The 24,374-nt window shown below is 67.9% G+C and carries 20 protein-coding genes, 2 tRNA genes and 1 riboswitch; of the genes, 20 read left to right on the top strand and 2 right to left on the bottom strand.

Annotated elements, in window-relative coordinates:
* Window positions 1-293: 293 nt before the first annotated feature.
* Genes ileS through ndk form a run of 4 tightly spaced genes read left to right on the top strand, consistent with a single transcriptional unit; the run spans window position 294 to window position 5,931 of the window.
* Window positions 294-3,662, top strand: coding sequence for an isoleucine--tRNA ligase (gene ileS / locus LDO13_RS10660; protein WP_224046731.1), 3,369 nt, complete (start codon window positions 294-296; stop codon window positions 3,660-3,662).
* 3 nt (window positions 3,663-3,665) lie between these two features.
* Window positions 3,666-5,024, top strand: a complete 1,359-nt coding sequence (locus tag LDO13_RS10655) for a folylpolyglutamate synthase/dihydrofolate synthase family protein (RefSeq protein ID WP_224046730.1) — start codon at window positions 3,666-3,668, stop codon at window positions 5,022-5,024.
* Between the two features lie 3 nt (window positions 5,025-5,027).
* Window positions 5,028-5,471: a DUF4233 domain-containing protein gene (locus LDO13_RS10650; protein ID WP_224046729.1), complete on the top strand. Its 444-nt coding sequence runs from the start codon at window positions 5,028-5,030 to the stop codon at window positions 5,469-5,471.
* A gap of 40 nt (window positions 5,472-5,511) precedes the next feature.
* Window positions 5,512-5,931: a nucleoside-diphosphate kinase gene (gene ndk, locus LDO13_RS10645; protein WP_224046728.1), complete on the top strand. Its 420-nt coding sequence runs from the start codon at window positions 5,512-5,514 to the stop codon at window positions 5,929-5,931.
* Window positions 5,932-6,037: 106 nt separating this feature from the next.
* On the opposite strand, the gene LDO13_RS10640 is transcribed toward ndk, so the two are convergent.
* On the bottom strand, window positions 6,038-6,709 hold the full coding sequence (locus LDO13_RS10640; protein WP_224046727.1) for a vitamin K epoxide reductase family protein: 672 nt from the start codon (window positions 6,707-6,709) through the stop codon (window positions 6,038-6,040).
* Window positions 6,710-7,182: 473 nt separating this feature from the next.
* Between LDO13_RS10640 and LDO13_RS10635 the strand changes: the two genes are divergently transcribed.
* The 13 genes from LDO13_RS10635 to LDO13_RS10575 all read left to right on the top strand — a co-directional run bounded on the left by LDO13_RS10635 (window position 7,183) and on the right by LDO13_RS10575 (window position 20,902).
* Window positions 7,183-10,401, top strand: coding sequence for an Rne/Rng family ribonuclease (locus LDO13_RS10635; protein WP_224046726.1), 3,219 nt, complete (start codon window positions 7,183-7,185; stop codon window positions 10,399-10,401).
* A gap of 104 nt (window positions 10,402-10,505) precedes the next feature.
* A riboswitch (TPP riboswitch) is annotated at window positions 10,506-10,603 on the top strand.
* Window positions 10,586-12,250 carry a bifunctional hydroxymethylpyrimidine kinase/phosphomethylpyrimidine kinase gene (locus tag LDO13_RS10630; protein WP_224046725.1) on the top strand — a complete coding sequence of 555 codons (1,665 nt, stop codon included), beginning with the start codon at window positions 10,586-10,588 and terminating at the stop codon, window positions 12,248-12,250. Its footprint overlaps the riboswitch before it by 18 nt.
* Window positions 12,251-12,603: 353 nt before the next feature.
* Window positions 12,604-12,912 carry a 50S ribosomal protein L21 gene (rplU, locus tag LDO13_RS10625; RefSeq protein WP_024368343.1) on the top strand — a complete coding sequence of 103 codons (309 nt, stop codon included), beginning with the start codon at window positions 12,604-12,606 and terminating at the stop codon, window positions 12,910-12,912.
* Between the two features lie 61 nt (window positions 12,913-12,973).
* Window positions 12,974-13,237 (top strand): 50S ribosomal protein L27, encoded by a 264-nt coding sequence (gene rpmA / locus LDO13_RS10620; protein WP_009372867.1) that lies wholly within the window; start codon window positions 12,974-12,976, stop codon window positions 13,235-13,237.
* 117 nt (window positions 13,238-13,354) lie between these two features.
* Complete coding sequence (gene obgE, locus LDO13_RS10615; protein WP_224046724.1) at window positions 13,355-14,944, top strand: GTPase ObgE; 1,590 nt, start codon at window positions 13,355-13,357, stop codon at window positions 14,942-14,944.
* Window positions 14,934-16,118, top strand: a complete 1,185-nt coding sequence (proB, locus tag LDO13_RS10610; RefSeq protein ID WP_224046723.1) for a glutamate 5-kinase — start codon at window positions 14,934-14,936, stop codon at window positions 16,116-16,118. Before obgE ends, proB begins: the two co-directional genes overlap by 11 nt.
* A 26-nt stretch (window positions 16,119-16,144) precedes the next feature.
* Window positions 16,145-17,539 carry a glutamate-5-semialdehyde dehydrogenase gene (locus LDO13_RS10605; protein WP_224046722.1) on the top strand — a complete coding sequence of 465 codons (1,395 nt, stop codon included), beginning with the start codon at window positions 16,145-16,147 and terminating at the stop codon, window positions 17,537-17,539.
* A gap of 80 nt (window positions 17,540-17,619) precedes the next feature.
* The gene (locus LDO13_RS10600) at window positions 17,620-17,859 is read left to right on the top strand and encodes a hypothetical protein (protein ID WP_224046721.1); all 240 of its coding nucleotides are present in this window, start codon (window positions 17,620-17,622) and stop codon (window positions 17,857-17,859) included.
* A gap of 55 nt (window positions 17,860-17,914) precedes the next feature.
* Window positions 17,915-18,559: a nicotinate-nucleotide adenylyltransferase gene (gene nadD / locus LDO13_RS10595; protein ID WP_263422166.1), complete on the top strand. Its 645-nt coding sequence runs from the start codon at window positions 17,915-17,917 to the stop codon at window positions 18,557-18,559.
* A 7-nt stretch (window positions 18,560-18,566) separates the two neighbouring features.
* On the top strand, window positions 18,567-19,853 hold the full coding sequence (locus LDO13_RS10590; RefSeq protein WP_224046719.1) for a hypothetical protein: 1,287 nt from the start codon (window positions 18,567-18,569) through the stop codon (window positions 19,851-19,853).
* 86 nt (window positions 19,854-19,939) lie between these two features.
* Window positions 19,940-20,341, top strand: a complete 402-nt coding sequence (gene rsfS, locus LDO13_RS10585; protein ID WP_224046718.1) for a ribosome silencing factor — start codon at window positions 19,940-19,942, stop codon at window positions 20,339-20,341.
* Between the two features lie 142 nt (window positions 20,342-20,483).
* A tRNA-Ala gene (locus LDO13_RS10580) sits at window positions 20,484-20,556 on the top strand.
* Window positions 20,557-20,829: 273 nt separating this feature from the next.
* Window positions 20,830-20,902, top strand: a tRNA-Ala gene (locus LDO13_RS10575).
* A gap of 105 nt (window positions 20,903-21,007) precedes the next feature.
* On the opposite strand, the gene LDO13_RS10570 is transcribed toward LDO13_RS10575, so the two are convergent.
* Window positions 21,008-21,409, bottom strand: a complete 402-nt coding sequence (locus LDO13_RS10570) for a hypothetical protein (protein WP_224049758.1) — start codon at window positions 21,407-21,409, stop codon at window positions 21,008-21,010.
* 210 nt (window positions 21,410-21,619) lie between these two features.
* Between LDO13_RS10570 and LDO13_RS10565 the strand changes: the two genes are divergently transcribed.
* The 3 genes from LDO13_RS10565 to LDO13_RS10555 are packed head-to-tail and all read left to right on the top strand — an operon-like array spanning window position 21,620 to window position 24,355.
* Entirely contained in the window at window positions 21,620-21,973 is a 354-nt protein-coding gene (locus LDO13_RS10565) for a zinc ribbon domain-containing protein YjdM (protein WP_224046717.1), read from the top strand.
* 5 nt (window positions 21,974-21,978) lie between these two features.
* Window positions 21,979-23,202 (top strand): NAD(P)-binding domain-containing protein, encoded by a 1,224-nt coding sequence (locus LDO13_RS10560; RefSeq protein WP_224046716.1) that lies wholly within the window; start codon window positions 21,979-21,981, stop codon window positions 23,200-23,202.
* Entirely contained in the window at window positions 23,183-24,355 is a 1,173-nt protein-coding gene (locus tag LDO13_RS10555; protein ID WP_224046715.1) for a class I SAM-dependent methyltransferase, read from the top strand. Before LDO13_RS10560 ends, LDO13_RS10555 begins: the two co-directional genes overlap by 20 nt.
* Window positions 24,356-24,374: the final 19 nt, after the last annotated feature.

Below are 24,374 nucleotides of genomic sequence, written 5' to 3'. Positions count from 1 at the left end.
CCAGTTGTTAGACTTCTTCTAACAGCTTTGACCCGGCCATCACCGGTGAGCTTCCGGAAGAACGCCCCGGCGCAACGTCAGCACGCGCCAGGGCCGGTAGAACCGGACGGGTAAGCCCGTCACAGCAGTAATGAGCGGCCGGCGCAGGTGCAGCTTCTTTACCCAAAGAAGCGGGACCCGTGCCGGTAAGTGAGGTGGTACCGCGGTGCCGGTGTTGTCGAAAGACAGTGCAGGGGCCGTCCTCGCATCCTGAATGAATCCATTTGTTCACCAGCTCAACCCAGGATGTCGAGATGACTTATTACCCGAAGGCCTCCGCCGCACGTTCCGGCGCCGGCGCCACCACCTCTGCCTCCAACGCAGCAGGCGTATCCGCCTCCGTGAAGTTCCCGGAGATCGAAGAGCGCATCCTCAAATACTGGGATGAGGACGGCACGTTCCAGGCCAGCATCGACCAGCGCGACTCCGACCTGCCTGGCGGAAAGCCCGGGTCCAACGAATTCGTCTTCTACGACGGTCCGCCCTTCGCCAACGGCCTGCCGCACTACGGACACCTGCTGACCGGCTACGCCAAGGACCTGGTGGGCCGCTACCAGACCCAGCGCGGCCGCCGCGTGGAGCGCCGCTTCGGCTGGGACACGCACGGGCTGCCCGCCGAGCTGGAAGCCATGAAGCAGCTGGGCATGACCGACAAGACCCAGATCGAAGCCATGGGCATCGACAAGTTCAACGACGCCTGCCGCGCGTCGGTCATGAAGTACGCCGACGAGTGGAAGAGCTACGTCACCCGCCAGGCGCGCTGGGTCGACTTCGAGAACGACTACAAGACGCTCAACGTCGAGTACATGGAGTCCGTGCTCTGGGCCTTCAAGCAGCTGCACGAGAAGGGCCTGACCTACAACGGCTACCGCGTGCTGCCGTACTGCTGGAAGGACGAGACGCCGCTGTCCAACCATGAACTGCGCATGGACGACGACGTCTACAAGAACCGCCAGGACCAGACCGTCACGGTCACGTTCCCGATCACGGCGGGGGAGTCCGACCTCTCCCGGCAGCTCGCCGGCGTGCAGGCGCTCGCCTGGACCACCACGCCCTGGACACTGCCCACCAACCTGGCGCTCGCCGTCGGGCCGTCCATCGACTACGTCGTCCTGCCCGCGGGCCCGCACGGCATCAAGGCCGCCGCTGCCGAGGCTCCCGTCGCCGGCAGGTTCCTGCTGGCCGCGGAGCTGCTGGGCGCCTACGCCAAGGACCTCGGCTACGGGGACGGTGCCGAGGGTGTCGCGGCGGCCGAAGCCGCCGTCACCTCCAGCCACACCGGCGCCGAACTCGACGGCCTGGCCTACGAGCCGCTCTGGGACTACTTCCACGACGCCGAGAAGTTCGGCACCGAGAACGCCTGGCGCTTCCTCGTCGCCGACTACGTCACCACCACCGACGGCACCGGCATCGTCCACCAGGCCCCCGCCTACGGTGAAGACGACCAGAAGATCTGTGAAGAGGCCGGCATCCCCGTCGTCCTGTCCGTGGACGAGGGTGCGAAGTTCCTGCCGTTGTTCGGCCACGGCGACCTCGCCGAGATCGCCGGACTCCAGGTCTTCGACGCCAACAAGCCCATCACCCAGGTGCTCCGCGCCCAGGGCCGCCTGGTCCGCCAGGCCAGCTACGAACACAGCTACCCGCACTGCTGGCGCTGCCGCAACCCGCTGATCTACCGCGCGGTGTCCTCCTGGTACGTCGAGGTCACCAAGTTCAAGGACCGCATGTCCGAACTGAACCAGGAGATCAACTGGATCCCGGGCAACGTCAAGGACGGCCAGTTCGGCAAGTGGCTCGCCAATGCCCGCGACTGGTCCATCAGCCGCAACCGCTACTGGGGCAGCCCCATCCCGGTCTGGCAGTCCACCGACCCGGACTACCCCCGCACCGACGTCTACGGCTCCCTCGCCGAGATCGAGGCCGACTTCGGCCGCCTGCCGCTGAACAAGGCCGGCGAGGTGGACCTGCACCGGCCCTTCATCGACGAACTGACCCGCCCGAACCCGGACGACCCGCGCACCCCGGAAGAAGGCCAGTCCGTGATGCGCCGCGTCGAGGACGTCCTGGACGTCTGGTTCGACTCCGGTTCCATGCCCTACGGCCAGGTCCACTACCCGTTCCAGAACGAGGAATGGTTCGACACGCACAACCCGGCGGACTTCATCGTCGAGTACATCGGCCAGACCCGCGGCTGGTTCTACATGCTCCACATCCTCTCCACGGCGCTCTTCGACCGCCCGGCCTTCCGCAACGTCATCAGCCACGGCATCGTGCTGGGCTCCGACGGGCAGAAGATGTCCAAGAGCCTGCGCAACTACCCGGACGTCTCCGAGGTCCTGGACCGCGACGGCTCCGACGCGATGCGCTGGTTCCTGATGTCCAGCCCCATCCTGCGCGGCGGCAACCTGGTGGTCACCGAACAGGGGATCCGCGACGGCGTCCGCCAGGTCATCCTGCCGCTGTGGAACGTGTACAGCTTCTTCACGCTGTACACCAATGCCGCTAACGCTGCAGCAGGACAAGCGGCCGGGTACGACGCGAAGCTCCGCTACGACGGCTACTCCGACACCCTGGACCAGTACCTGATGGCCAACACCGGGGACCTCGTCCGGAACATGACCGCCCAGCTGGACAGCTACGACATCTCCGGGGCCTGCGACGAACTCCGCGGCTACCTGGACATGCTCACCAACTGGTACGTCCGCCGCAGCCGCCAGCGTTTCTTCGACGAGAACGTCGATGCCTTCGACGCGCTCTACACCGCGCTGGAAACCGTCTGCCGGGTCGCTGCGTCGCTGCTGCCGCTGGTCTCCGAAGAGATCTGGCGCGGCCTCACCGGCGGCCGCTCCGTGCACCTGGCCGACTGGCCGGACGCGGACCTGTTCCCCGCCAACCCGGGGCTAGTCGAGGCCATGGACCGGATCCAGCAGATCTGCTCCACCGGATCCTCGCTGCGCAAGGCCGCGAACCTCCGCGTGCGCCTGCCGCTGCAGGAGCTCACCGTCGTGGCACCCGGCGCGGACACGCTGGACGGCTTCGCCACCGTCGTCGCCGATGAACTGAACCTGCGCTCCGTCCGGCTGCTCGACGCCGAGAGCGCCTCCCCGGAGGAGTTCGGCATCGAACAGAAGCTCGTGGTGAACGCCCGGGCCGCCGGCCCGCGCCTGGGCAAGAACGTCCAGCAGGCCATCAAGGGCTCCAAGTCCGGCGACTGGAGCGTCGACGACGCCGGCGTCGTCACCGCCGGCGGGCTCGCCCTTGAGCCCCAGGAATACACCCTGGAAACCGTCGTGGCGGAAGCCGCGGAGGGCGAGGGCTCGCGCGCAGCGGCCGTCCTCCCCGGCGGCGGCTTCGTGGTCCTCAACACCGAGGTCACCCCGGAACTGGAAGCGGAGGGCATTGCCCGCGACATGGTCCGTGCAATCCAGCAGGCCCGCAAGGATGCCGGCTTGAACGTGAGCGACCGGATCCGGACCAACGTCACCGCCACGATGGATGTCGTCGACGCCGTGAAGGCCCACGAAAACCTGGTGGTCACCGAAACCCTCACGATGGAGCTTGGTCTGTCCTCCAACGGAGACGGCACCGAGCTGAAGATCACCGTCGAAAAGATAGGGGCCTGAACCATGACCGACGAATTCTCCGTGGAGAGCGTCTACGCCGAGCTGCTGGGCCGGGCGCCGGAAAACAAAATGGAGCCCCGGCTGGCCCCGCTGTACCGGGCGATGGACATCCTGGGGGAGCCGAACAAGGCGTTCCCGATCATCCACGTCACCGGCACCAACGGGAAGACTTCCACCGCACGGATGATCGAAGCCGGGCTGCGCGCCCACGGGCTGAGCACCGGACGGTACACGAGCCCGCACCTGTCCAAGGTCACCGAACGGATCAGCATCGACGGCGCCCCGGTGCCGGATGAGACCTTCGTCCGGATCTGGGACGAGATCCGACCGTACCTGGCCATCGTGGACGGCGAACTCGAGGCCGAGGGCCAGCCCCGGCTGACCTACTTCGAGTGCCTCACCATCCTCGGCTTCGCGGTCTTCGCCGACCAGCCGGTCAACGTCGCCGTCATCGAGGTGGGCCTGGGCGGCATCACCGACGCGACCAACGTCGGCGACGGCCAGGTCTTCGTGGTCACGCCGATCTCACTGGACCACACGGACCTCCTCGGTGACACCACCGAGGAGATCGCGTACGAAAAGGCCGGCATCATCAAGCCGGGCGGTTTCCTTATCAGCGCCGCGCAGCCCCGGGACGCGGCCCAGGTGCTGCTGGAAAAGGCGAAGGAAACCAACGTCCCGTTCCGCTTCGAGGGCGTCGAGTTCGGCGTCGAATCCCGCACGGTGGCCGTCGGCGGCCAGATGGTGACCATCCAGGGCATCGCCGGCCGCTACGAGGACCTGCTGGTCCCGCTGCACGGCGCGCACCAGGCCGAGAACGCCGCCGTCGCGATCGCCGCGCTGGAGGCCTTCTTCGGCGGGGAAAAGGCGCTCGACGCCGAGGTTGTCCAGGAGGCCTTCGCCTCGGTCACCTCGCCCGGCCGCCTTGAGGTCCTGCGCACCGCGCCGACCATCATCGTGGACGCGGCGCACAACCCGGAGGGCATCCGGGTCTCCGCTGAAGCCATCCACGAGGCGTTCAGCTTCACCAAGCTGGTGGTGGTGGTCGGCGTGCTGCGGGAAAAGGACGCCGAGGAAATCCTCCGCCAGCTCAAGGAATCCCTGGGCGGCCTGGCGGCCGAGTACTGCTTCACCCAGTCCAACTCGCCCCGCGCCGTTCCGGCCGAGGACCTCGCGGAACTCGCCGTGGAACTGGGGTTCGGCGAGGACAACATCCACGTCGCCGGGAAGCTCGACGACGCCCTCGAGTGGGCGGTGGAACGTGCCGAATCGAACGACGACCTCGCCGGCGGCGTCCTTGTCACCGGGTCCATCACGCTTGTCGCGGACGCCCGGATCCTGCTCGGAAAGGCGGACGCGTAGACCATGGCGAAACTCACCAAGGCCCAGCGCGAATGGCGCCCGGGCATGCCCAAGAAACGCCGCTCCACCAAGGTCATGTTCGCCTCCACCGTGCTGCTGCTGGAAGCCTTTGTGGTGCTCTTCGGCACCCTCACCGTCTTCGGACTGCGGCGGGACGACTTCCCGCCGGTCCTGATCTTCTCGGTGGGGATCGGGCTGTGCCTCGTGTATGTCTTCACCTGCGCGGTCCTTTCCAAGCCGTGGGGAGTCGCGCTGGGCTGGATCCTGCAGATCGTGCTGATCCTGACCGGCATCCTGGAACCGGCGATGTTTGTGGTCGGCGGACTCTTCGCGGTGGCCTGGTGGTACGGGATCCGCACCGGCATCAGGATTGACCGCGAGTCCGCGCAGCGGGAACGGGAGCAGGCCGCGTGGGACGCGGCCCACCCCGAAGACCAAAGCAACTAGACTTGTTTCCGAATCCCACCCCAAACACATTGGAGCAGTTGTGAGCATTGAGCGCACTCTCGTCCTGATCAAGCCCGACGGCGTCACCCGCAACCTGACCGGCAACATCATCGCCCGCATCGAAGCCAAGGGCTACACCCTGGCCGAGCTCAAGAAGGTCGACGCGAGCCGCGAATTGCTGGAGCAGCACTACGAGGAGCACGTGGGCAAGCCGTTCTACGAGCCGCTGGTCGAGTTCATGCTCAGCGGACCCGTTGTCGCCGCGATCTTCGAGGGCCACCGCGTGATCGAGGGCTTCCGCTCGCTCGCCGGCACCACGGACCCGACGACGGCGGCCCCCGGCACCATCCGCGGCGACTTCGGCCGCGACTGGGGCCTGAAGGTGCAGCAGAACCTGGTCCACGGCTCGGACTCCGCCGAGTCAGCGGAGCGCGAAATCAAGATCTGGTTCCAGGACTAAGTCCCCGGACTGACCACCGCCTCGCCGAGGTGACAGTTAAGGCCAATGTTCGCGATGAACATTGGCCTTAACTGTCACCTCGCGGCGGTTAACCGCGGTCCAACCGCTAGTAGCCGGAGGTCCCGATGAAGACCTGGATGAAGGCGAAGAAGATGGTGGCGATTACGGCGACGTACAGCAGTGCCGTGATGATCCAGCCGGAGTCGCCCAGGATCCTGGTGGGGCCCTCGGGCAGCCGGATCACGCCGTGGGAGACATTGCGGACGGTGACCCAGACGAACAGCGGAATCATCGCAGCCCACACAACCATGCAGAATGGGCACAGGATGTGGATGGAATACAGCGCCTGGGACCAGAGCCACACCACGAACGCGAAGCCCAGGGTCACGCCGGCCTGCAGGCCCAGCCAGTACCAGCGGGCAAACTTGGCGCCGGCCAGCAGGCCCATCGCGGTGGTGATAATGACGGCAAAGGCCACGATGCCGATGAACATGTTGGGGAAGCCGAACGCCGAACTCTGCGGCGTCTGCATGACCTGGCCACAGGAGATCCACGGGTTCACATCGCACACGGTGACGTGGCCGGGGTCCTTGAGGACCTCGAGTTTTTCCAGCACCAGGATTCCGGACGCAATCCAGCCAATGACGCCGGTAATCAGCAGCAGCCACGCGAACGGGCGGTCGCGGGTCATCGGGGGCAGCGGCCGTTCCTCAACAGATGTGCTGGAGCCTTGCTGCTGCGCGGCTGCCTCGCTGGTGGCACTGGAGATGCTGGGCATGGAATCAAAGTCCTTCGGGTCGGTGCAACTGGTCCGATTCTATCGCCGGAGGCTGGAGGAAGTCCGGGAAGGCTCGTGTCGTCCATAGTGGTTCGGTCCGGGCCGCGGTAAGGATGCCATGCTTACGCCTGCTTTGACGGCTCCTGTGAGACAATGATCGTGGCTGGAACCCGATCCACATCCGGGTCCCGGTCCGGCGACTTTGTTCCCAAGACCGCCAATGATGAGCAGGGAGCCATGGATCCTCTGATCCCGGCTGTCCCGCAATGCCATTGGACGGCACCTGGTTGTGGCGTGTAGATCAACGGGTTTCAGAACAATTCCGCCGGCCCTCCAGGGCTGCCGCACCCCACTGCCGGTGCGAACCTGAGGGTATCCAATTGACTTCTGTCAATGCCCGCGGGTGTTGACAAATATTTGCCCCAACGGGTGCCGGATGTGGCGGCACGTCAGGGGCAGGAGTGTCGCCACATATGGATAATGACCAGGTTGTAACGGGCAACGAAGAGTCTGCCGTTAGCAAAGAAGCAGCAGAATCAGCAGAAGCAGCTGTAGCCACCCCGCCGAAGCGGCCGGTCCGGACCCGCCGCAAGGCACTGCCCAAGAAGGAAGCCCCCGAGGCCGCGGCGGATGCGGCGGAGCCCGCGGTTGTTCCGGCAGAGGCCCTCGAGGCCCCCGAGGCTGAGGTCAAGGCCAAGGCGCCCGCACGCCGCTCCCGCGCCCGTAAGGTGGCCGAGCCGGCCGAACTCCTGCCGGCTTTCGCCGAAGAAGCCACCGCAGGGGCACCGACCGCGGAGCCGGCCACCGCAGGGGCGCCGGCCGCAGAGGCCGCCGAAGCGCCGGTTGAGAAGCCTGTCCGCCGCCGCGCCAGCCGCGCGAAGGCCGCCGCCCCCGTCGCTGAAGCACCGGCAACTGAAGCGCCTGCCGCTGAAGCCCCTGCCGCTGAGACCCCTGCAGCCCCGGCCGCCGGGACTGGAGCAGAGGAAGCAGCCACTGCTGCCGCGCCCGCAGAAGCCGCCGCGCCCGCCGCCGAAGCACCTGCCGCAGCCGCGTCGCTCTTCCTGGAGCCGGGCGCGGTCACCTCGATGATTTTCCAGGCACCCGACCTGGCCGCCGTCGTGCGTCCGGCCCCGGCGGCTGCCGCCGCGGAAGCTGACGAAGAAGAGGGCGAGGAGGGCGAGGGCGAAGACGCCGGAAACCGCCGTCGCCGCCGCAGCCGGGGACGCCGCGGACGCAGCGGCCGCATCGAAGAGTCCGAGACCGAGGCCGAAGGCAGCGAAGAAGAAGCAGAAGAGGGCGCCGAGGGAACACTCGAAGACGGCGTGACGTCGCGCCGCCGCCGTCGCCGCCGCCGTGGCGACCAGGACCTCGAACTGACCGGCGGGGGAGACGACGATCCGCCCAACACAGTGACCCGGGTCCGCGCGCCCCGTGCCGCCGCCGAGGCGCCGGTCAACAACCGCGTCACGTCCCTCAAGGGCTCCACCCGGCTTGAGGCGAAGAAGCAGCGCCGCCGCGAATCCCGCGACACCGGACGCCGCCGCACCGTCATCACCGAGGCCGAGTTCCTGGCCCGGCGCGAATCCGTGGACCGCCAGATGATCGTCCGCCAGCGCGACGACAGAATCCAGATCGGCGTCCTCGAGGACGGCGTCCTGGCCGAGCATTTCGTCTCGAAGACCCAGCAGGATTCCCTGATCGGCAACGTGTACCTGGGCAAGGTCCAGAACGTGCTGCCGTCGATGGAAGCCGCCTTCGTCGACATCGGACGCGGCCGCAACGCCGTGCTCTACGCCGGTGAAGTCAACTGGGAATCCGTCAACCTCGAGGGCAAGCAGCGCCGGATCGAAAACGCGCTGAAGTCCGGCGACTCCGTCCTGGTCCAGGTCACCAAGGACCCGGTGGGCCACAAGGGCGCCCGCCTCACGAGCCAGATCTCCCTGCCCGGCCGCTACCTCGTGTACGTCCCCGGCGGTTCCATGACCGGCATCTCCCGCAAGCTGCCCGACGTCGAGCGCAACCGCCTCAAGCGGATCCTCAAGGACCGCCTGCCGGAAGATGCGGGCGTCATCGTCCGCACCGCCGCCGAGGGTGCGTCCGAGGAAGAGCTCACGCATGACATCAACCGCCTCCGCGCCCAGTGGGAAGGCATCGAGGGACAGTCGACGTCCACGAAGATCCTCGCCCCCGAGCTGCTCTACGGCGAACCCGACCTGACCATCAAGGTGGTCCGTGACGTCTTCAACGAGGACTTCTCGAAGCTGATCGTCTCCGGCGAGGAAGCCTGGGACACCATCGAGGCGTACGTCACCTATGTGGCGCCGGACCTGGTGGGCCGGCTGGAGAAGTGGACCAAGGACACGGACATCTTCTCGGCCTGGCGCATCGACGAGCAGATCCACAAGGCCCTGGACCGCAAGGTCTTCCTGCCCTCCGGCGGTTCCCTCGTGATCGACCGCACCGAAGCCATGACCGTGGTGGACGTCAACACCGGCAAGTTCACCGGCTCCGGCGGCAACCTCGAGGAAACCGTCACCAAGAACAACCTCGAAGCAGCCGAGGAAGTCGTCCGGCAGCTCCGGCTCCGCGACATCGGCGGCATCATCGTCATCGACTTCATCGATATGGTGCTCGAATCCAACCGCGACCTGGTACTGCGCCGCATGGTGGAATGCCTGGGCCGGGACCGGACCAAGCACCAGGTGGCCGAGGTGACCTCGCTGGGCCTCGTGCAGATGACCCGCAAGCGGATGGGCACCGGGCTGCTTGAAGTCTTCGGCGAACAGTGCGAGACCTGCGCCGGGCGCGGCATCGTGACCCACGACGAGCCCGTCGAGCACCGCCGCGCCAACGTCGTTGCCGCCGAGCACCACGTCCCGCGGACCGAGCAGCAGCCGGCCGCGCGGACCGAACGCAAGAGCCGCCGCCGCGGCCGGGGCGGCCAAGGAACGGACGTCCAGTCCGCGCCGGCAGCCGTGCACGCCGAGCCCACCGAAGCCGAGCGCCACGCCAAGGCCGAGGCAACCCGCGCCGCCCTGGCGAACATCGCAGCAGCGGCGCACGCCGCCCACCTGCATGACGGCGAGGCAACCGCCGCCGACGCCGGGGCCCGCGAGGCAGCGGTGGAGGCCGCAGTCGAGGCTGCCGTCGAGCTGGCCGCGTCGGAGGAAGCTGCCGGGCGTCCGGCAGCCGTGCTGACGTTTGGCGGCGAGCAGGTCGCTCTTCCGTTCGTGGAGCACGCCGACGAGGCCAGTGCGCCCGCGCTGACCCTGGACCTGCTGACCGAGGCTTTCGCCAACCTCGGCGAAGCCGAAGGGGCCAAGGTTCCCGCAGCGCAGGAACCGGCAACACAGGAGCCTGCAGCGAAGGCGCCGGCGGCCCGGACGGCAGCGGCAGCTCCGGCCCGCACCGGCGGAACCGGCCCGGGACGCACCCAGTCGCCGGGTTCCCAGACCGAAGCTGAAGCCGAAGCCGGTACCTCGCGTGCCCGCCGCGGACGCCGCAACCGGAGCGCCAGCCGCGCCCAGGGTGCAGCGAATGAAACCTCGGTGGAGCAGCGCCAGGAATCCCGGCAGTCCGCCGCCGTTTCCGTGCACGAGGCCAAGGTCCCGGCAACAAAGGCGCCGGAGGCGAAGCCGGCCGCCAGCGAGCCGATCATCCTCGGCGTCGGCGTTCCGGCCTCGGAGCTTTAGCCCCGGAACAGTTCAGCAAGGCCGCGGGTGCGGTCCGGACGGCGTAGCAATACGCGCGGTTCGGGCCGTGCCCGCGTCTTCGTTAAGGGATGCGGCTAGGCTGGAACCCTGACACGGGGTGCCGCGCATCGAGCCGGCTGAGATCCAGACCCGTTGAACCTGTCCGGTTAGCACCGGCGAAGGGATGTCTCTCTTGACCACCGCCTCATCGTTTCTTCCGCCTGTCCCCGCCCCTTCGACGCCCCGGATCCCGCGGGTGCTCGCGATCGCCGGCTCCGACCCCTCCGGCGGCGCCGGCATCCAGGCCGACCTTAAGAGCATTGCCGCGCACGGCGGCTACGGCATGGCCGCCATCACGGCCCTGACCGCCCAGAACACCCGCGGTGTCAGCGCCGTCCACGTCCCGCCGGCGGCCTTCCTGACCGCCCAGCTGGATGCCATCAGCCAGGACATCACCATCGACGCCGTCAAGATCGGGATGCTGGGGGATGCCGCCGTGATTGATGCTGTCCGCGGCTGGCTCGAGAGGGCCCGGCCCGGCGTCGTGGTCCTGGATCCCGTTATGGTGGCGACGAGCGGAGACCGGCTGCTGCAGGAGTCCGCCGAGGCAGCCCTGCACGCGCTGCTGCCGTACGCGGACCTGATCACGCCCAACCTCGCCGAACTCGCCGTCCTGCTCAGGGAGGAGACCGCCGAGGACTGGGCCGGGGCACTGGAACAGGGCAAGCGGCTCGCCGCCCAGACCGGCTCCACGGTCCTGGTGAAGGGCGGCCACCTCCAGGCCGGAACGGGCCCCGGGGGCGACCAGACCGGCCCCGGCAACGACGACTGCGGCAACGGATGCCCCGACGCGCTGGTCAACACCGGCGGACTCCTGGCCCAGGACGTCGTGGTGGTGCCGGGAGAGCGGGTGCACACCCGCAACAGCCACGGCACGGGGTGTTCGCTGTCCTCCGCGATCGCCACAGTCCAGGCCAGGAAAATCGGGCAGGCCAGGGACACGGCGCGGGCCGGCGGAGCGGGGGACTGGGAAGCCGCGCTCCGCGAGGTCAAGCCATGGCTGCAGGAGGCACTGCGCACCTCTGCGGCCCTCGGCGTCGGCACCGGCAACGGCCCGGTCCACCATTTCCACCACGTGCAGCAGTACACCCATGACCACGGCGCCCGGCAAAGGGGAACCGCCGCCCGGGGACCGGCCGAAGGGGAGTTCGCCGTCGCGCTCCGGGAAGCGGCCACCGCCGACCTTAAGGCGATCTACGGCCTTGACTTCATCAGGGGCCTCGCCGACGGAACGCTGCCGGAGAACGAGTTTGCCTACTACCTTGCCCAGGACGCCCTGTACCTCAATGGCTACTCCCGCGTGCTGGCCCGGGCCGCCGCGATTGCACCCACTGAGGCCGAGCAGCTGTTCTGGGCCCGCTCGGCGCAGAACTGCCTGGAGGTCGAGTCGGAGCTGCACCGGACCTGGCTCAGCACGCGCACGGCGGTGACGACGCCCGGGCCGGTCACCAAGTCCTACGTTGACCACCTCCTGGCCGCCTCGATCTCCGGCAGTTACGGTGTGCTCGTGGCCGCCGTGCTGCCGTGCTTCTGGCTCTATGCCGAGGTGGGTGAGACCCTGTACCGGCAGTTCCTCGCCGCTGGCGCACCGGAGTCCCATCCCTACGCCGTCTGGCTGCGCACCTACGCCGACGAGGCGTTTGTTGCCGCCACCCGGCAGGCCGTCGCCTACACCGACGCCGCCGCCCGGGCGGCATCGGCGGGCGAACGGGACGCCATGACGCTGGCCTTCCGGCAGTCCGCACGCTACGAGGTCGACTTCTTCGACGCGCCGCGGCTGCACGCCTGACGGCGGGCGCCCGGATGGGCCTGTACGATAGGTGGGCACGGTTCCGGAAGTCGTTGCGGCGGGCTCTGTCCATACAGAGTGGTGCCTATCACGTACCTCCCTTCGGAACCAGCCTCATTTGCGGCCGAAGGCAAAATTAGCGTAGTCTAGATCTTCGGTGCTTACGCCAACACTTGGGTTATGACCTTGAGGACGCTCCATCCGATTTCGGATGTGTTTGTCCACGGGATAGCTCATGGATTCCCTTGGGAACTCCACCGGCGTAGAGGCACAGCGTGAGCCGGACCAAACACATTGGACCCAGGTTCCGCACGCAAATCTAGTAATAAACGTCGAGAGAAGTGAGTTCCCCAGTGGTGTACGCGATTGTCCGCGCAGGCGGCCGCCAAGAGAAGGTTTCCGTTGGAGACTTCGTTACCCTGAACCGCGTCCCCGGTGGAGCCGGCAGCACCTTTGAGTTGCCCGCACTGCTCCTGGTAGACGGTGACAAGGTCACGTCTGCAGCTTCGGACCTGGCCAAGGTAAAGGTTACGGCTGAGATCCTTGAGGACCTTCGCGGTCCCAAGATCGTCATCCAGAAGTTCAAGAACAAGACCGGTTACAAGAAGCGCCAGGGTCACCGTCAGGAATTGACCAAGGTCAAGATCACCGGTATCAAGTAACTAATCGTTACTGTTCAGGTTTTCAGCAGATTCCCCAGAATTTTAAGGCAGGCATTTCCAAATGGCACATAAAAAAGGCGCGAGCTCCACTCGCAACGGTCGTGACTCGAACGCCCAGTACCTCGGCGTCAAGCGCTTCGGCGGCCAGGTAGTTTCCGCAGGCGAGATCATCGTCCGCCAGCGTGGCACCCACTTCCACCCGGGCGCCGGCGTGGGCCGTGGCGGCGACGACACCCTGTTCGCTCTGACCCCCGGCGCTGTCGAGTTCGGCACCCGCCGCGGTCGTCGCGTTGTGAACATTGTGGCTGCTGCAGCTGCAGAGTAACAACAAGTCTTGTATCGGTGGAGCGGGCCATTAGGTCCGCTCCACCGGTGTTTTAACCGCATTACAATCATCCTGGGCGTCCTTGGCGCCTGAGGGAACAGCACTGAGGAGATCCACGTGGCCAGCTTTGTAGACCGGGTAGTACTGCACGTATCCGGCGGTACCGGCGGCCACGGTTGTGTCTCCGTCCACCGCGAGAAGTTCAAGCCGCTCGGCGGTCCCGACGGCGGCAACGGCGGCAACGGCGGCGACGTCATCCTGCGCGTCGACACCCAGACCACCACCCTGCTGGACTACCACCACGCACCGCACCGCCACGCCACCAACGGCGGCCCGGGCATGGGTGACTGGCGCGCCGGCAAACACGGCGAAACCCTGATTCTTCCGGTCCCCATTGGCACCGTGGTCAAGTCCAAGGCCGGCGAAGTCCTCGCAGACCTCGTGAGCGAGGGCGCGGAATACGTTGCCGCAGCCGGCGGCATCGGCGGACTCGGCAACGCCTCGCTCTCCTCGCAGAAGCGCCGCGCGCCCGGCTTTGCGCTGCTCGGCATCGAAGGCGAGTCCAGCGACGTCGTCCTCGAACTGAAGTCCATCGCCGACATCGCCCTGGTCGGCTTCCCGTCCGCCGGCAAGTCCAGCCTGATCGCGGCCATGTCCGCCGCGCGGCCCAAGATCGCCGACTACCCGTTCACCACCCTGATCCCGAACCTCGGCGTCGTCCAGGCCGGCGACGTGCGCTTCACCATCGCCGACGTCCCGGGCCTCATCGAGGGTGCCAGTGAAGGCAAGGGCCTCGGCCACCACTTCCTGCGCCACGTCGAGCGCTGCGCCGCCCTGGTGCACGTCCTTGACTGCGGCACGCTCGAATCGGACCGCGATCCGCTCTCCGACCTCGCCGTCATCGAGGCCGAGCTGGAGAAGTACGCCGTGGACATGAGCTACGCCGGCTCCGACGGCGAAGTCGTCCCCCTGAACCACCGCCCCCGCCTGGTCGCACTGAACAAGGTTGACCTGCCGGACGGCAAGGACATGGCCGAATTCGTCCGCCCCGAACTCGAATCCCGCGGCTACAGGGTCTTCGAAATCTCGGCGACCAGCCACGAGGGCCTCCGCCAGCTCGGCTTTGCCATGGCCGAAATCGTCCAGGCCGCCCGCGACGCCGTCGCCGCCGCCCCGCCGAAGGTGGCGGCCCCGGTCCTCAAGCCCCGCGCCGTCAACGAATCCGGCTTCAAGATCCGCCGCGAGGAGAAGAACCTGGAGCCGCTGTTCCGCGTCCTCGGCGACAAGCCCGTGCGCTGGGTCAAGCAGACCGACTTCACCAACGAGGAAGCCATCGGCTACCTCGCCGACCGCCTGGCCAAGCTCGGCGTCGAAAACGAACTCTTCAAGCAGGGTGCCAAGCCGGGCGACATGGTGGTCATCGGCGAGGACGACGGCGTCGTCTTCGACTGGGAGCCCACGATGATGGCCGGCGCCGAACTGCTGGCTGCACCGCGCGGCACGGACGTGCGTTTCGCCGACATCGGCGACCGCCCCACCCGCGGGCAGAAGCGCGACGAGCAGATCGAACGCCGCGAGGCCAAGGCTGCCGCCCGCGCCGAACTCGAAGCCGAACGCAAGGCCGGCATCTGGACCGAATCCGTCAGCGGACGCCGTGCCGCCAAGCCGCTCAAGGAGAGTGGACTGGGCGCAACAGATGACGAGTAAAGCCGTCACTGAGCGCGGCGCGGCGGCCACCCCGGACCGCCGCGCGGCCGCGGACAGGCCCGCCCCCGACCGGTCCGTGCTGTCCGGCGCACGCCGGATCGTGGTCAAGGTCGGATCGTCCTCGCTGACCTCCATCAAGGGCGGCATCTCGGAAGAGGCCCTGACCGAACTCGCCGACGCCCTCGCGCACCAGCGCAACGCCGGCACGGAGATCATCCTGGTGTCCTCCGGCGCGATCGCCGCGGGGCTGGCCCCGTTGGGGCTCGCCAAGCGGCCCCGCGACCTCGCCACCCAGCAGGCCGCCGCGAGCGTTGGCCAGGGCCTGCTGATGGCCCGCTACACGCACGCCTTCGGAGCCCACGGCGTCACCGTCAGCCAGGTGCTCCTCACCGCCGAAAACTTCATGCGCCGCAGCCAGCACACCAACGCCCTGCGCGCCCTCGACCGGCTGCTCAACCTCGGCGTTGTGCCCGTCGTCAACGAAAACGACACGGTCGCCACCCACGAGATCCGCTTCGGCGACAACGACCGGCTCGCGGCCCTCGTGGCCCACCTGGTCCGCGCCGACGCGCTGGTGCTGCTCTCCGACGTCGACTCCCTCTACGACGGCCCTCCCGCGCACGGGGCGAAGCGGATCTCCCATGTGACGGGCCCGCAGGACCTCGACGGCGTCACCATCGGACGCACCGGCAAAGCCGGAACCGGAACCGGGGGAATGGTCACCAAGGTCGAGGCGGCCACCATTGCCGCCGGCTCGGGCATCCCTGCGCTGGTCACCTCCACCGGAAACGCCGCCGCTGCGCTGGCGGGCAAGGACGTGGGGACCTGGTTCTCCGTCAACGGCTCCCGCAAGCCGGTCCGCCTGCTCTGGCTGGCGCACCTTGCCTCCGTGGAGGGCACGCTGGTGCTCGACGACGGCGCCGTGAAGGCCGTGCGCGACCGCCGCACCTCGCTGCTCCCGGCCGGAATCTCGGCGGTGCACGGACACTTCGAAGCCGGCGACGCCGTTGAGATGGTCTCCGCCGACGGCACGGTGATTGCCCGCGGACTGGTCAACTACGCCGCCGCCGAACTCCCGCAGATGCTGGGCCGCTCCACCAAGGAACTGGGCGAGACGCTCGGCCGCGGATATGACCGGGTAGTTGTTCATGTTGACGATCTGGTGCTGGTCTAAGCCTCCTGCTCGCCTAAACTGGAAGCATGACTGAGGCCCTGACTCCCCGCTCTGCCGTGCTCGCCGAAAAGCTGTTCGCCGAAGGTCTGCTCCCCGCAGACGGACCGGCGGAGGGCAGCGGCGCGGACACGTCTGCGGACAACGCCGGCACCAGCGAGGCAGCCGGCGTCGAGGCAGCCGTCCACGCCATCGCCGACCGCTCGCGCAAGGCCGCCCGCAGGATGGCCCGCGCCAACCGGGCCTGGAAGGACCGCGGACTGCGCGCCATCGCCGCCGCGCTGCTGGAGCACAAGGCCGGAATCCTCGCCGCCAATGCTAAGGACGTCGCAGCCGGAAAAGCCAACGGCACGTCCGCCGCAATGCTCGACCGCCTCACCCTCACCGGCGCCCGCATCGACGGACTCGCCGCTGCCCTGGAAAACCTCGCCACCCTGCCGGATCCGGTCGGCAACGTGGTCCGTGGCCAGACCCTGCCCAACGGGCTGCGGCTCCGCCAGGTGAACGTACCCATGGGCGTTGTTGCCGCCATCTACGAGGCGCGGCCCAACGTCACCGTGGACATTGCCGGGCTGGGCCTGAAGAGCGGCAACGCCGTCATCCTGCGCGGCGGGACTGCCGCCGCCGCCACTAACGCCGCCCTCGTCACAGTGCTCCGGGACGCCCTCGACTCGGTGGGCCTTCCCGCCGACGCCGTACAGAGTGTCGACCAGTACGGCCGCGACGGCGCCAACGCCCTGATGCGCGCCCGCGGACGCGTCGACGTCCTGATTCCCCGCGGCGGCCGGGAACTGATCCAGTCCGTCGTGAACAACGCCAGGGTTCCCGTGATCGAAACCGGCGAGGGCAATGTGCACATTTTCCTGGACGCCTCCGCGAACGAGGAAATGGCAGTGGAGATCCTGCTGAACGCCAAGACCCAGCGGCCCAGCGTCTGCAACACCGTGGAAACGTTGCTGGTCCACTCAAAGTCGACCGTGCTGCCAGCCGTCGCCGCCGCCCTGCGCGCCGCCGGCGTCAGGCTTCACGCCGACGACAGGATCCGGGCCGCTTTGCCGGCGTCGGTCGAATCGGTCCCCGCCACCGATGAGGACTGGGCCACCGAATACATGGACCTGGATCTCGCCGTGGCCATGGTGGACAGCCTGGACGACGCCGTCAAGCACATCCGCACCTGGTCCACCGGCCACACTGAAGCCATCCTGACCAATGACCTCGGCAATGCCGAGCGCTTCATCGCGGAGGTTGATTCGGCCGCCGTGATCGTGAACGCCTCAACCCGCTTTACCGACGGCGGCGAGCTTGGCCTGGGCGCCGAAGTGGGCATTTCCACCCAGAAGCTGCACGCCCGCGGGCCGATGGGTTTGACGGAACTGACCACCACGAAGTGGATCGTCCAGGGCGAGGGCCAGATCAGGGCCTAGCAACGCTGTAATATGGAACAGAAGTCCGGAACGGCGGGGGTACCCGCCGTCGTAAATTCTTGAACTTACTAGGGGAGAACATGCTGTCGCAGCAGATCGCCACCATCGTCGCCGCAGCCGGCGAATCAGGCCACGAGGAACTCGCGCCTCTTATTGCCCCGCCGTTCGTCATTGGCGGCGTTATGTTCGCGGTCCTGATGATCATGCTGTTCATCACGCTGTCCTACTCCAACCTGGGCAAGCGCCACGAGGTCGTCGAGGAGCACGCGGATCCGCACCGCCAGCACCCGAACAAGCACGATCACGGCCAAGGGCACTAATATTTCCGCCACCATGAAGCAGCGCGGCGCCAAGCGCCGCCTGCGTCTGGGTGTGATGGGTGGCACGTTTGATCCCATCCACCACGGCCACCTTGTCGCGGCCAGCGAGGTCGCGGCCAAGTTCGACTTGGACGAAGTGGTTTTCGTGCCCACGGGCCAGCCCTGGCAGAAGATGAGCAAGAAGGTCAGCGAGGCCGAGCACCGCTACCTCATGACCGTCATCGCCACCGCCTCGAACCCGCGCTTCACCGTCAGCAGGGTGGACGTGGACCGGCCCGGGCCGACGTACACGATCGACACGCTCCGGGACCTGCACACGCTGCGGCCCGACGCGGACCTGTTCTTCATCACCGGGGCGGACGCCTTGGCCCAGATCCTGTCCTGGAAGGACATCGACGAACTGTGGTCCCTCGCGCACTTCGTCGGGGTCACCCGGCCCGGCCACGTCCTCGACGGGATGGGCCGCACGGACGTCAGCCTCCTGGAGGTTCCCGCGATGGCGATCTCCTCGACCGACTGCCGCACCAGGGTGGCGGCAGGGAATCCCGTCTGGTACCTCGTCCCCGACGGTGTGGTCCAGTACATCGCCAAGTACGGACTGTACGGGGGCGACCCGGAAACCGGGGACACCTCCGCCGGCAATGGCGCCGCACGCTATGACCGAAGTACCGAGATAGCCCAACCCGCCAGCACCGAATGAGTTTTCAATGAGTCAGGAACAGCCACCAATCCGCAGCCGTCGCGAACTGCGACAGGCCAGAGATGAACGCCTGGAAGCCAACCAGGAGGCCGGTACGCCAGGTCCCGGTGCGGTTCCCGCTGCCTCAAATGATCCGGCCCCGACGAATCCCTCCGCCGGCACCGTTGACCCCGGCGAGCCCACCGAGGCGGAAATCACCGGCCGCCGCCGGATTCCAGGCCCCGTGGACTCGGTCCGGAACACAGCCGGCTCCGAACGCTCCTCGCAGGTCCGCGCCCGGGACCGCGCCACCTTGCGCACCATCAAGGAACTTGCCGAAAAGGAAGGCAACCTCGCCGGCGGCGGACCGCCTACCCGCCGCCAGCTCCGGCTGCTGCAGCTGGCGGCGGAAACCGCCCCCTCAACCTCCGCCAACCTGATCGTCCCCGCCTCGCCGCGCACGCGGGCCACGCCTGTTGTTCCCCAGCCCGGCACGGCGCCTGCTCCCGCCGGCGGCACCGGAGCCCCCGGCCAAAAGCCCGACGCCGGCCAGAAGCCCGACGCCGTTGCCCCGGGCGGGCAGGGTCCCGAGGGAATGACCGTGGAACAGGCCCTGGCCGCACGGGAACTCCTGGCCCAGCAGGCCCAAAACCAGCTGGCCAAAATGGAACACATCAACGCCACCGACCCGGACGCCGTCGATCCCGCCGTGCTGGCGGAGCAGATCGCCCTCGCCGAGCGGGCCGCCGTGTTGAACCGCCGGGCTGCCGCCAAGCAGAAGCTGGCCGAGCAGAACAGCAAGCCGGAAGCGGCACGGAATGATCCCACCACGGCCAACAACCTGGCCATGGTCACACCCCTGGAGTTCGTCCAGGTCCCCGGCGTGGAGCGGCCCGTCATGAAGCGCCCTGCCACGACCTACGTTCCGGTAGTCACCAACCCGGGCCCCCGGGTTGAACCGTCCCGGAAGTCCGGCAACCGCCGTCCGGCTTCGTCCCGGCAGCGGGCTGCGTCCGCGACCGGCCGCGGCGGTGTCCTGGCCAGGGCCGAGGCTGCCGCCAAGGCCGCGTCCGCGCCTCAGGTCACGTCCCGGCCGGCCGCTGGGAACCCCTCAGCAGCCCAGTCTGAAGAGGACTTCACGGGCAGGACGCCCGTCGCAGCGAATTCCGCCTACGGACTCGATCCCCTTGACGCGGCCACCGCCGGCCTCGGCAGGGCACGCCGTCTCCGGATCGTGCAGCTGGTGGTGCTGGCCCTTGGGGTGATGGCGCTGATCGCCGGCATCACCCTGATCATCACCGGCCTCTCCGGCTAGTCGCCTTCCATTTGGCCCCGCTGCACTGTCAGCCGGCCATTCCACGTATTTTCACAACACAAGCTTTTCACCCAACAAGGAGTCCCGTGACTGCAACAGATTCATCCATCGCCACAGCCCGCCACGCAGCCCGAGCTGCCGCGGAGAAACTGGCCGAGGACATCATCGCCATGGACGTCAGCGAGCGGCTTGCCCTGGCCGATATCTTCCTGATTGCCTCGGCCCCGTCCGAGCGCCAGGTCAACGCCATCGTGGACGGCATCGAGGACGAACTTTCCAAGTTCGATCTCAAGCCGATCCGCCGCGAAGGACGCTCCGGCGGCCGCTGGGTCCTGCTCGACTACGGCGACATCGTCATCCACGTCCAGCACGAGGAAGACCGCGTGTTCTACGCCCTGGAGCGCCTGTGGAAGGACTGCCCCGTCGTCGACCTGCAGCTCGGGGACGACGCGTCCGCAAAGGCGGCAGCAGCCTCCGAATCGGAGTAACGCCTGGGAGGCAAAAGCGGAATATGCCCGATTTGGAATTTTCCGAAAGGCTGTTCTAAGATATTTGAGTTGCTTCGGAGAGATCCGGACAAAGAACCGGAGCCGAAAGCGCAAGCTGACGGAGTCGAAGCAACGAAAATTCGGGGCTGTGGCGCAGCTGGTAGCGCACCTGCATGGCATGCAGGGGGTCAGGGGTTCGAGTCCCCTCAGCTCCACCGGATAATCCGCCGGAATCGAAAGATTCCGGCGGATTTTTTATGCGGCTTTTTTGCCGATTGGGTTCGGGGGACTGGCAGATCATCGGAAGGGACGTCTGGACCGCTGGCCCCGCCCGCCCGCTGCGGTCCCGGGGCCTGGAAAAATGGAGGCCTCCCGGGACTTTGCCGCCCGAGGGCGTGCCGATTAGCGCGAACCGGAAATGTAGTTTAAGATAAACAGGTTGCTTCCGGGAATACGGTCCTTCGCAGGAAAGATTCCCCAGCGATTTCGGGGCTGTGGCGCAGCTGGTAGCGCACCTGCATGGCATGCAGGGGGTCAGGGGTTCGAGTCCCCTCAGCTCCACCGAAGAGGTCCTGCTCACTGAGCAGGGCCTTCTTTGTTTTGTCGGACCAGTGTTGCGGCGGACGGAGATATCCGGGGCTTCCTGAGGCGCGGGGTCAAGACGGGTTAACGGGCGGCGTCGGTTCGGCGGGCTCTCCGCGACTGCCGCCACGCCCGCCAGGCGCCTGTGGACCACAGCGCCCAGGCCACCAGGACGGGCTGGAACAGCAGCCGGATCCCGCGGCTCTGGTCCGAATTGAGGCCGAACGAATCGGTGCCAGTGGCGAACTGCGAGATGTTGCCCGGGAAGACCGCCACGAAGAAGGCCGCAACAATCCAGCCGAGCGCCACCCGCTGCCGCCTGAGCAGGAGCAGCCCCAGGCCCAGGGCGATTTCCACCAGCCCGGACGCCACCACGATGAAGTCCCTGTCCAGCGGCAGCCAGGGCGGCACCTGGGCGTAGAACGCTTCCCGGCTCCAGCCCAGGTGGCTGACTCCGGCAAAGACGAGGAATCCGCCCAGCAGCAGCCGTCCGGCAGCCCGCCAGCCGGAGCGCGGCCGGGAACCGCCCTGGGACCGGGCCGGCCCGTGTGGCTGCACGGGACCATCGGATTGAACTGGACCATCGGATGGAACTGGGCTGTCGGCCATGCGGCGCCGCCTTCACTGGGGTGACAGCAGCTTAGCAATCCGGCGTCGACGGCTCTCCGCCCCGGCCGCTCGACTAACATTGGGGACGTGGATGAGACCCTGCCCCCGTGCCCCGAATGCTCCAGCGAATACACCTACGAAATGGGGGCGCTCCTGGTCTGCCCCGAGTGCGCGCATGAGTGGTCGCCGGCCTCGGAGCCGGAGTCCGGGGACCAGGAACCGAGACCGATCAAGGACGCTGTCGGCAACATCCTCGCCGACGGGGACACCGTCACGGTGGTCAAAGACCTCAAGATCAAGGGCAGTTCCACCGTTATCAAGGTCGGCACCAAGGTCCGCGGCATCCGTCTCGTGAACGGCGTCGGCGACCACGACATCGACTGCAAGGTCGATGGCGTCGGCCCCATGCAGCTGAAATCCAGTGTGGTCAAGAAGATCTGACCGGCATGTCCGCAGGGATTGACGGACGCGTCCCGACCGCCGACGTCGTGGTGATCGGCGCCGGCCAGGCCGGGCTCTCCGCTGCCTACCACCTCCAGCGCCGGGGCTTTAGCCCGGCGGGGACCGGGCCGGAAGTCCGGGACCCGGCCGGCGGGCCCGCCCGGAGCTACATCGTCCTCGACGCCGAGGACGGCCCCGGCGGGGCCTGGCGCCACCGCTGGAAGAGCCTCCTCATGGCCACCGTGAACGGCATCAGCGACCTGCCCGGGATCCCGCAGCCCGCCGTCGACCCTGACGAAGCAAGCTCCAGCTTCCTGGCCCGCTACTTCGGCGGCTACGAAGACCAACTGGCGCTGGCCATCGAGCGCCCGGTCAAGGTCCGGTCCGTCTCCCGGGAGGACAACGACGCCGGCGGGCGACTGCGGATCAGCACGTCCCGGGGCGGCTGGTCGGCCCGGGCCATCATCAACGCCACCGGCACCTGGACCCGGCCGTTCTGGCCGATCTACCCGGGGCAGGCTTCCTTCCGCGGACGGCAGCTGCACGTTGCGGACTACGTCTCCGCGGAGGAGTTCCGCGGCCGGCACGTCATCGTGGTCGGCGGCGGCATCTCCGCCGTCGGCCTGCTCGATGAAATCTCCCAGGTCACCACCACCAGCTGGTTCACCCGCCGGGAACCGGTCTGGCGGGACGCCGCCTTCGACCGGCAGGCCGGGCACGACGCCGTCGCACTCGTCGAGGAACGCGTGCGCCAGGGCCTTCCGCCGCAAAGCGTCGTCGCGGTGACCGGGCTGATCTGGACCCCGGCGCTGCGTGCGGCTGCAGCCCGGGGCGTGCTGGAGCGCCACCCCATGTTCACCGGCATCGAACCCGGGGGAGTGCGGATGGCGGACGGGAAGTTCCTGGCCGCCGATGTGATCCTCTGGGCCACCGGCTTCCGCGCGGAACTTGAACACCTCGCCCCGCTGCACCTCCGCGGCCCTGGCGGCGGAATCGCCATGGACGGCACGCAGGTGGCCGCCGAGCCGCGGGTCCACCTGGTCGGCTACGGACCGTCCTCGTCCACGATCGGCGCGAACCGGGCCGGCCGGGCAGCGGTGTCGGGCATCCTGCGTTTGTTGGAGGAGCAGGATAAGTTTGCAGGGGACCTCAACCAGGGGCCCGGACTCCCTGACCCACCCCTGACTCACAAAAGGCGGCAGCTCGCGCGTGGCGGACAACAATCTTGACTCCCTCTTCTCCCGGCTGGACAGGTTCCCGGATGTGGAGGCGGCCAATCTGCAGGCCTGGGACGCCACGGACAAGCTGCTCCTGGACACCGCCGCGGACATGCTCGCGGCCGGATCCCTGCACCCCGGCAGCAGGCTTGCCATCGTGGGGGACCGCTACGGTGCCCTGACGCTCGGTGCCCTGGCTCTCGACGACACCGCCGGCAGCTGGAACGGCCCCATCCGCGTGCACCAGGACCTCATCACCGGGGAACGGGCCCTTCGCCACAACGCCGGGACGCTGGGCGTTGCCGGCGGCTTCGAACAGCACCCGCTCGGGGCCGGGCTGCTGGCCGGGGCGGACGTGGTGCTCCTCCAGCTGCCCAAGTCCCTTGCGGAGCTGGAGGAAATCGCCGACACCGTCGCCCGCCACGCCGCCCCCGGCGTCGTCCTGCTGGCAGGCGGCCGGGTGAAGCACATGAGCCTGGGCATGAACGCCGTGCTGGAGCGCTGCTTCAGCGAGGTCCAGCCCCAGCTTGCCCGGCAAAAGTCCCGGATCCTGCTGGCCCGTGGCCCGAAACCCGTCCCAGGCACGCCGCCGTTCCCGGTCAGGGACTTCAACAGCGAACTGGGACTGACCGTGGGCGCCCGCGGAGCCGTTTTTGCCGGCACCGGGCTGGATATCGGCACCCGGTTCCTGCTGGAGTTCCTGCCGCAGATCCCGGCGGCGCGCCACGCCGTGGACCTGGGCTGCGGCACCGGAATCCTCGCCGCCATGTACGCCCGCGCCAACCCCGGCTCCCGGGTCACCGCCACGGACCAGTCCGCGGCCGCCGTCGACTCCGCCCGGGCCACGGCGGAAGCCAACGGGCTCGCGGACCAGGTCACGGTGCTCCAGGATGACGCCATGGACACGCTGCCGGACGCCAGCACCGATCTGATCCTGCTGAACCCGCCCTTCCACGTCGGTGCGGCGGTTCATGCCGGAGCCGGCATCAAGCTGATTGAGGCCGCCGGACGGGTCCTGGCTCCGGGCGGGGAGCTCTGGACGGTGTTCAACAGCCACCTCCACTACCAGCCCGCGCTGCAGCGGCTGATCGGCCCCACCCGCGAGGCCGGCCGGAACCCGAAATTCACGGTGACAGCAAGTACCCGGAAATCCGCCGGAGTGTGAAGCGGCGTGTGGGCGGTCA

The sequence above is a fragment of the Arthrobacter sp. NicSoilB4 genome (genome assembly GCF_019977335.1).
GTDB lineage: Bacteria > Actinomycetota > Actinomycetes > Actinomycetales > Micrococcaceae > Arthrobacter.
The sequence above is the reverse complement of the archived record's forward strand: the minus strand, read 5'-3'. Positions and strand labels throughout refer to the sequence as shown.

Coding starts and splice junctions, on each gene's coding strand:
- ileS (WP_224046731.1), top strand. CDS start 294: ATGACTTATTACCCGAAGGCCTCCGCCGCACGTTCCGGCGCCGGCGCC.
- LDO13_RS10655 (WP_224046730.1), top strand. CDS start 3,666: ATGACCGACGAATTCTCCGTGGAGAGCGTCTACGCCGAGCTGCTGGGC.
- LDO13_RS10650 (WP_224046729.1), top strand. CDS start 5,028: ATGGCGAAACTCACCAAGGCCCAGCGCGAATGGCGCCCGGGCATGCCC.
- LDO13_RS10640 (WP_224046727.1), bottom strand. CDS start 6,709: ATGCCCAGCATCTCCAGTGCCACCAGCGAGGCAGCCGCGCAGCAGCAA.
- LDO13_RS10635 (WP_224046726.1), top strand. CDS start 7,183: ATGGATAATGACCAGGTTGTAACGGGCAACGAAGAGTCTGCCGTTAGC.
- LDO13_RS10630 (WP_224046725.1), top strand. CDS start 10,586: ATGTCTCTCTTGACCACCGCCTCATCGTTTCTTCCGCCTGTCCCCGCC.
- rpmA (WP_009372867.1), top strand. CDS start 12,974: ATGGCACATAAAAAAGGCGCGAGCTCCACTCGCAACGGTCGTGACTCG.
- proB (WP_224046723.1), top strand. CDS start 14,934: ATGACGAGTAAAGCCGTCACTGAGCGCGGCGCGGCGGCCACCCCGGAC.
- LDO13_RS10605 (WP_224046722.1), top strand. CDS start 16,145: ATGACTGAGGCCCTGACTCCCCGCTCTGCCGTGCTCGCCGAAAAGCTG.
- LDO13_RS10600 (WP_224046721.1), top strand. CDS start 17,620: ATGCTGTCGCAGCAGATCGCCACCATCGTCGCCGCAGCCGGCGAATCA.
- nadD (WP_263422166.1), top strand. CDS start 17,915: ATGGGTGGCACGTTTGATCCCATCCACCACGGCCACCTTGTCGCGGCC.
- LDO13_RS10590 (WP_224046719.1), top strand. CDS start 18,567: ATGAGTCAGGAACAGCCACCAATCCGCAGCCGTCGCGAACTGCGACAG.
- LDO13_RS10560 (WP_224046716.1), top strand. CDS start 21,979: ATGTCCGCAGGGATTGACGGACGCGTCCCGACCGCCGACGTCGTGGTG.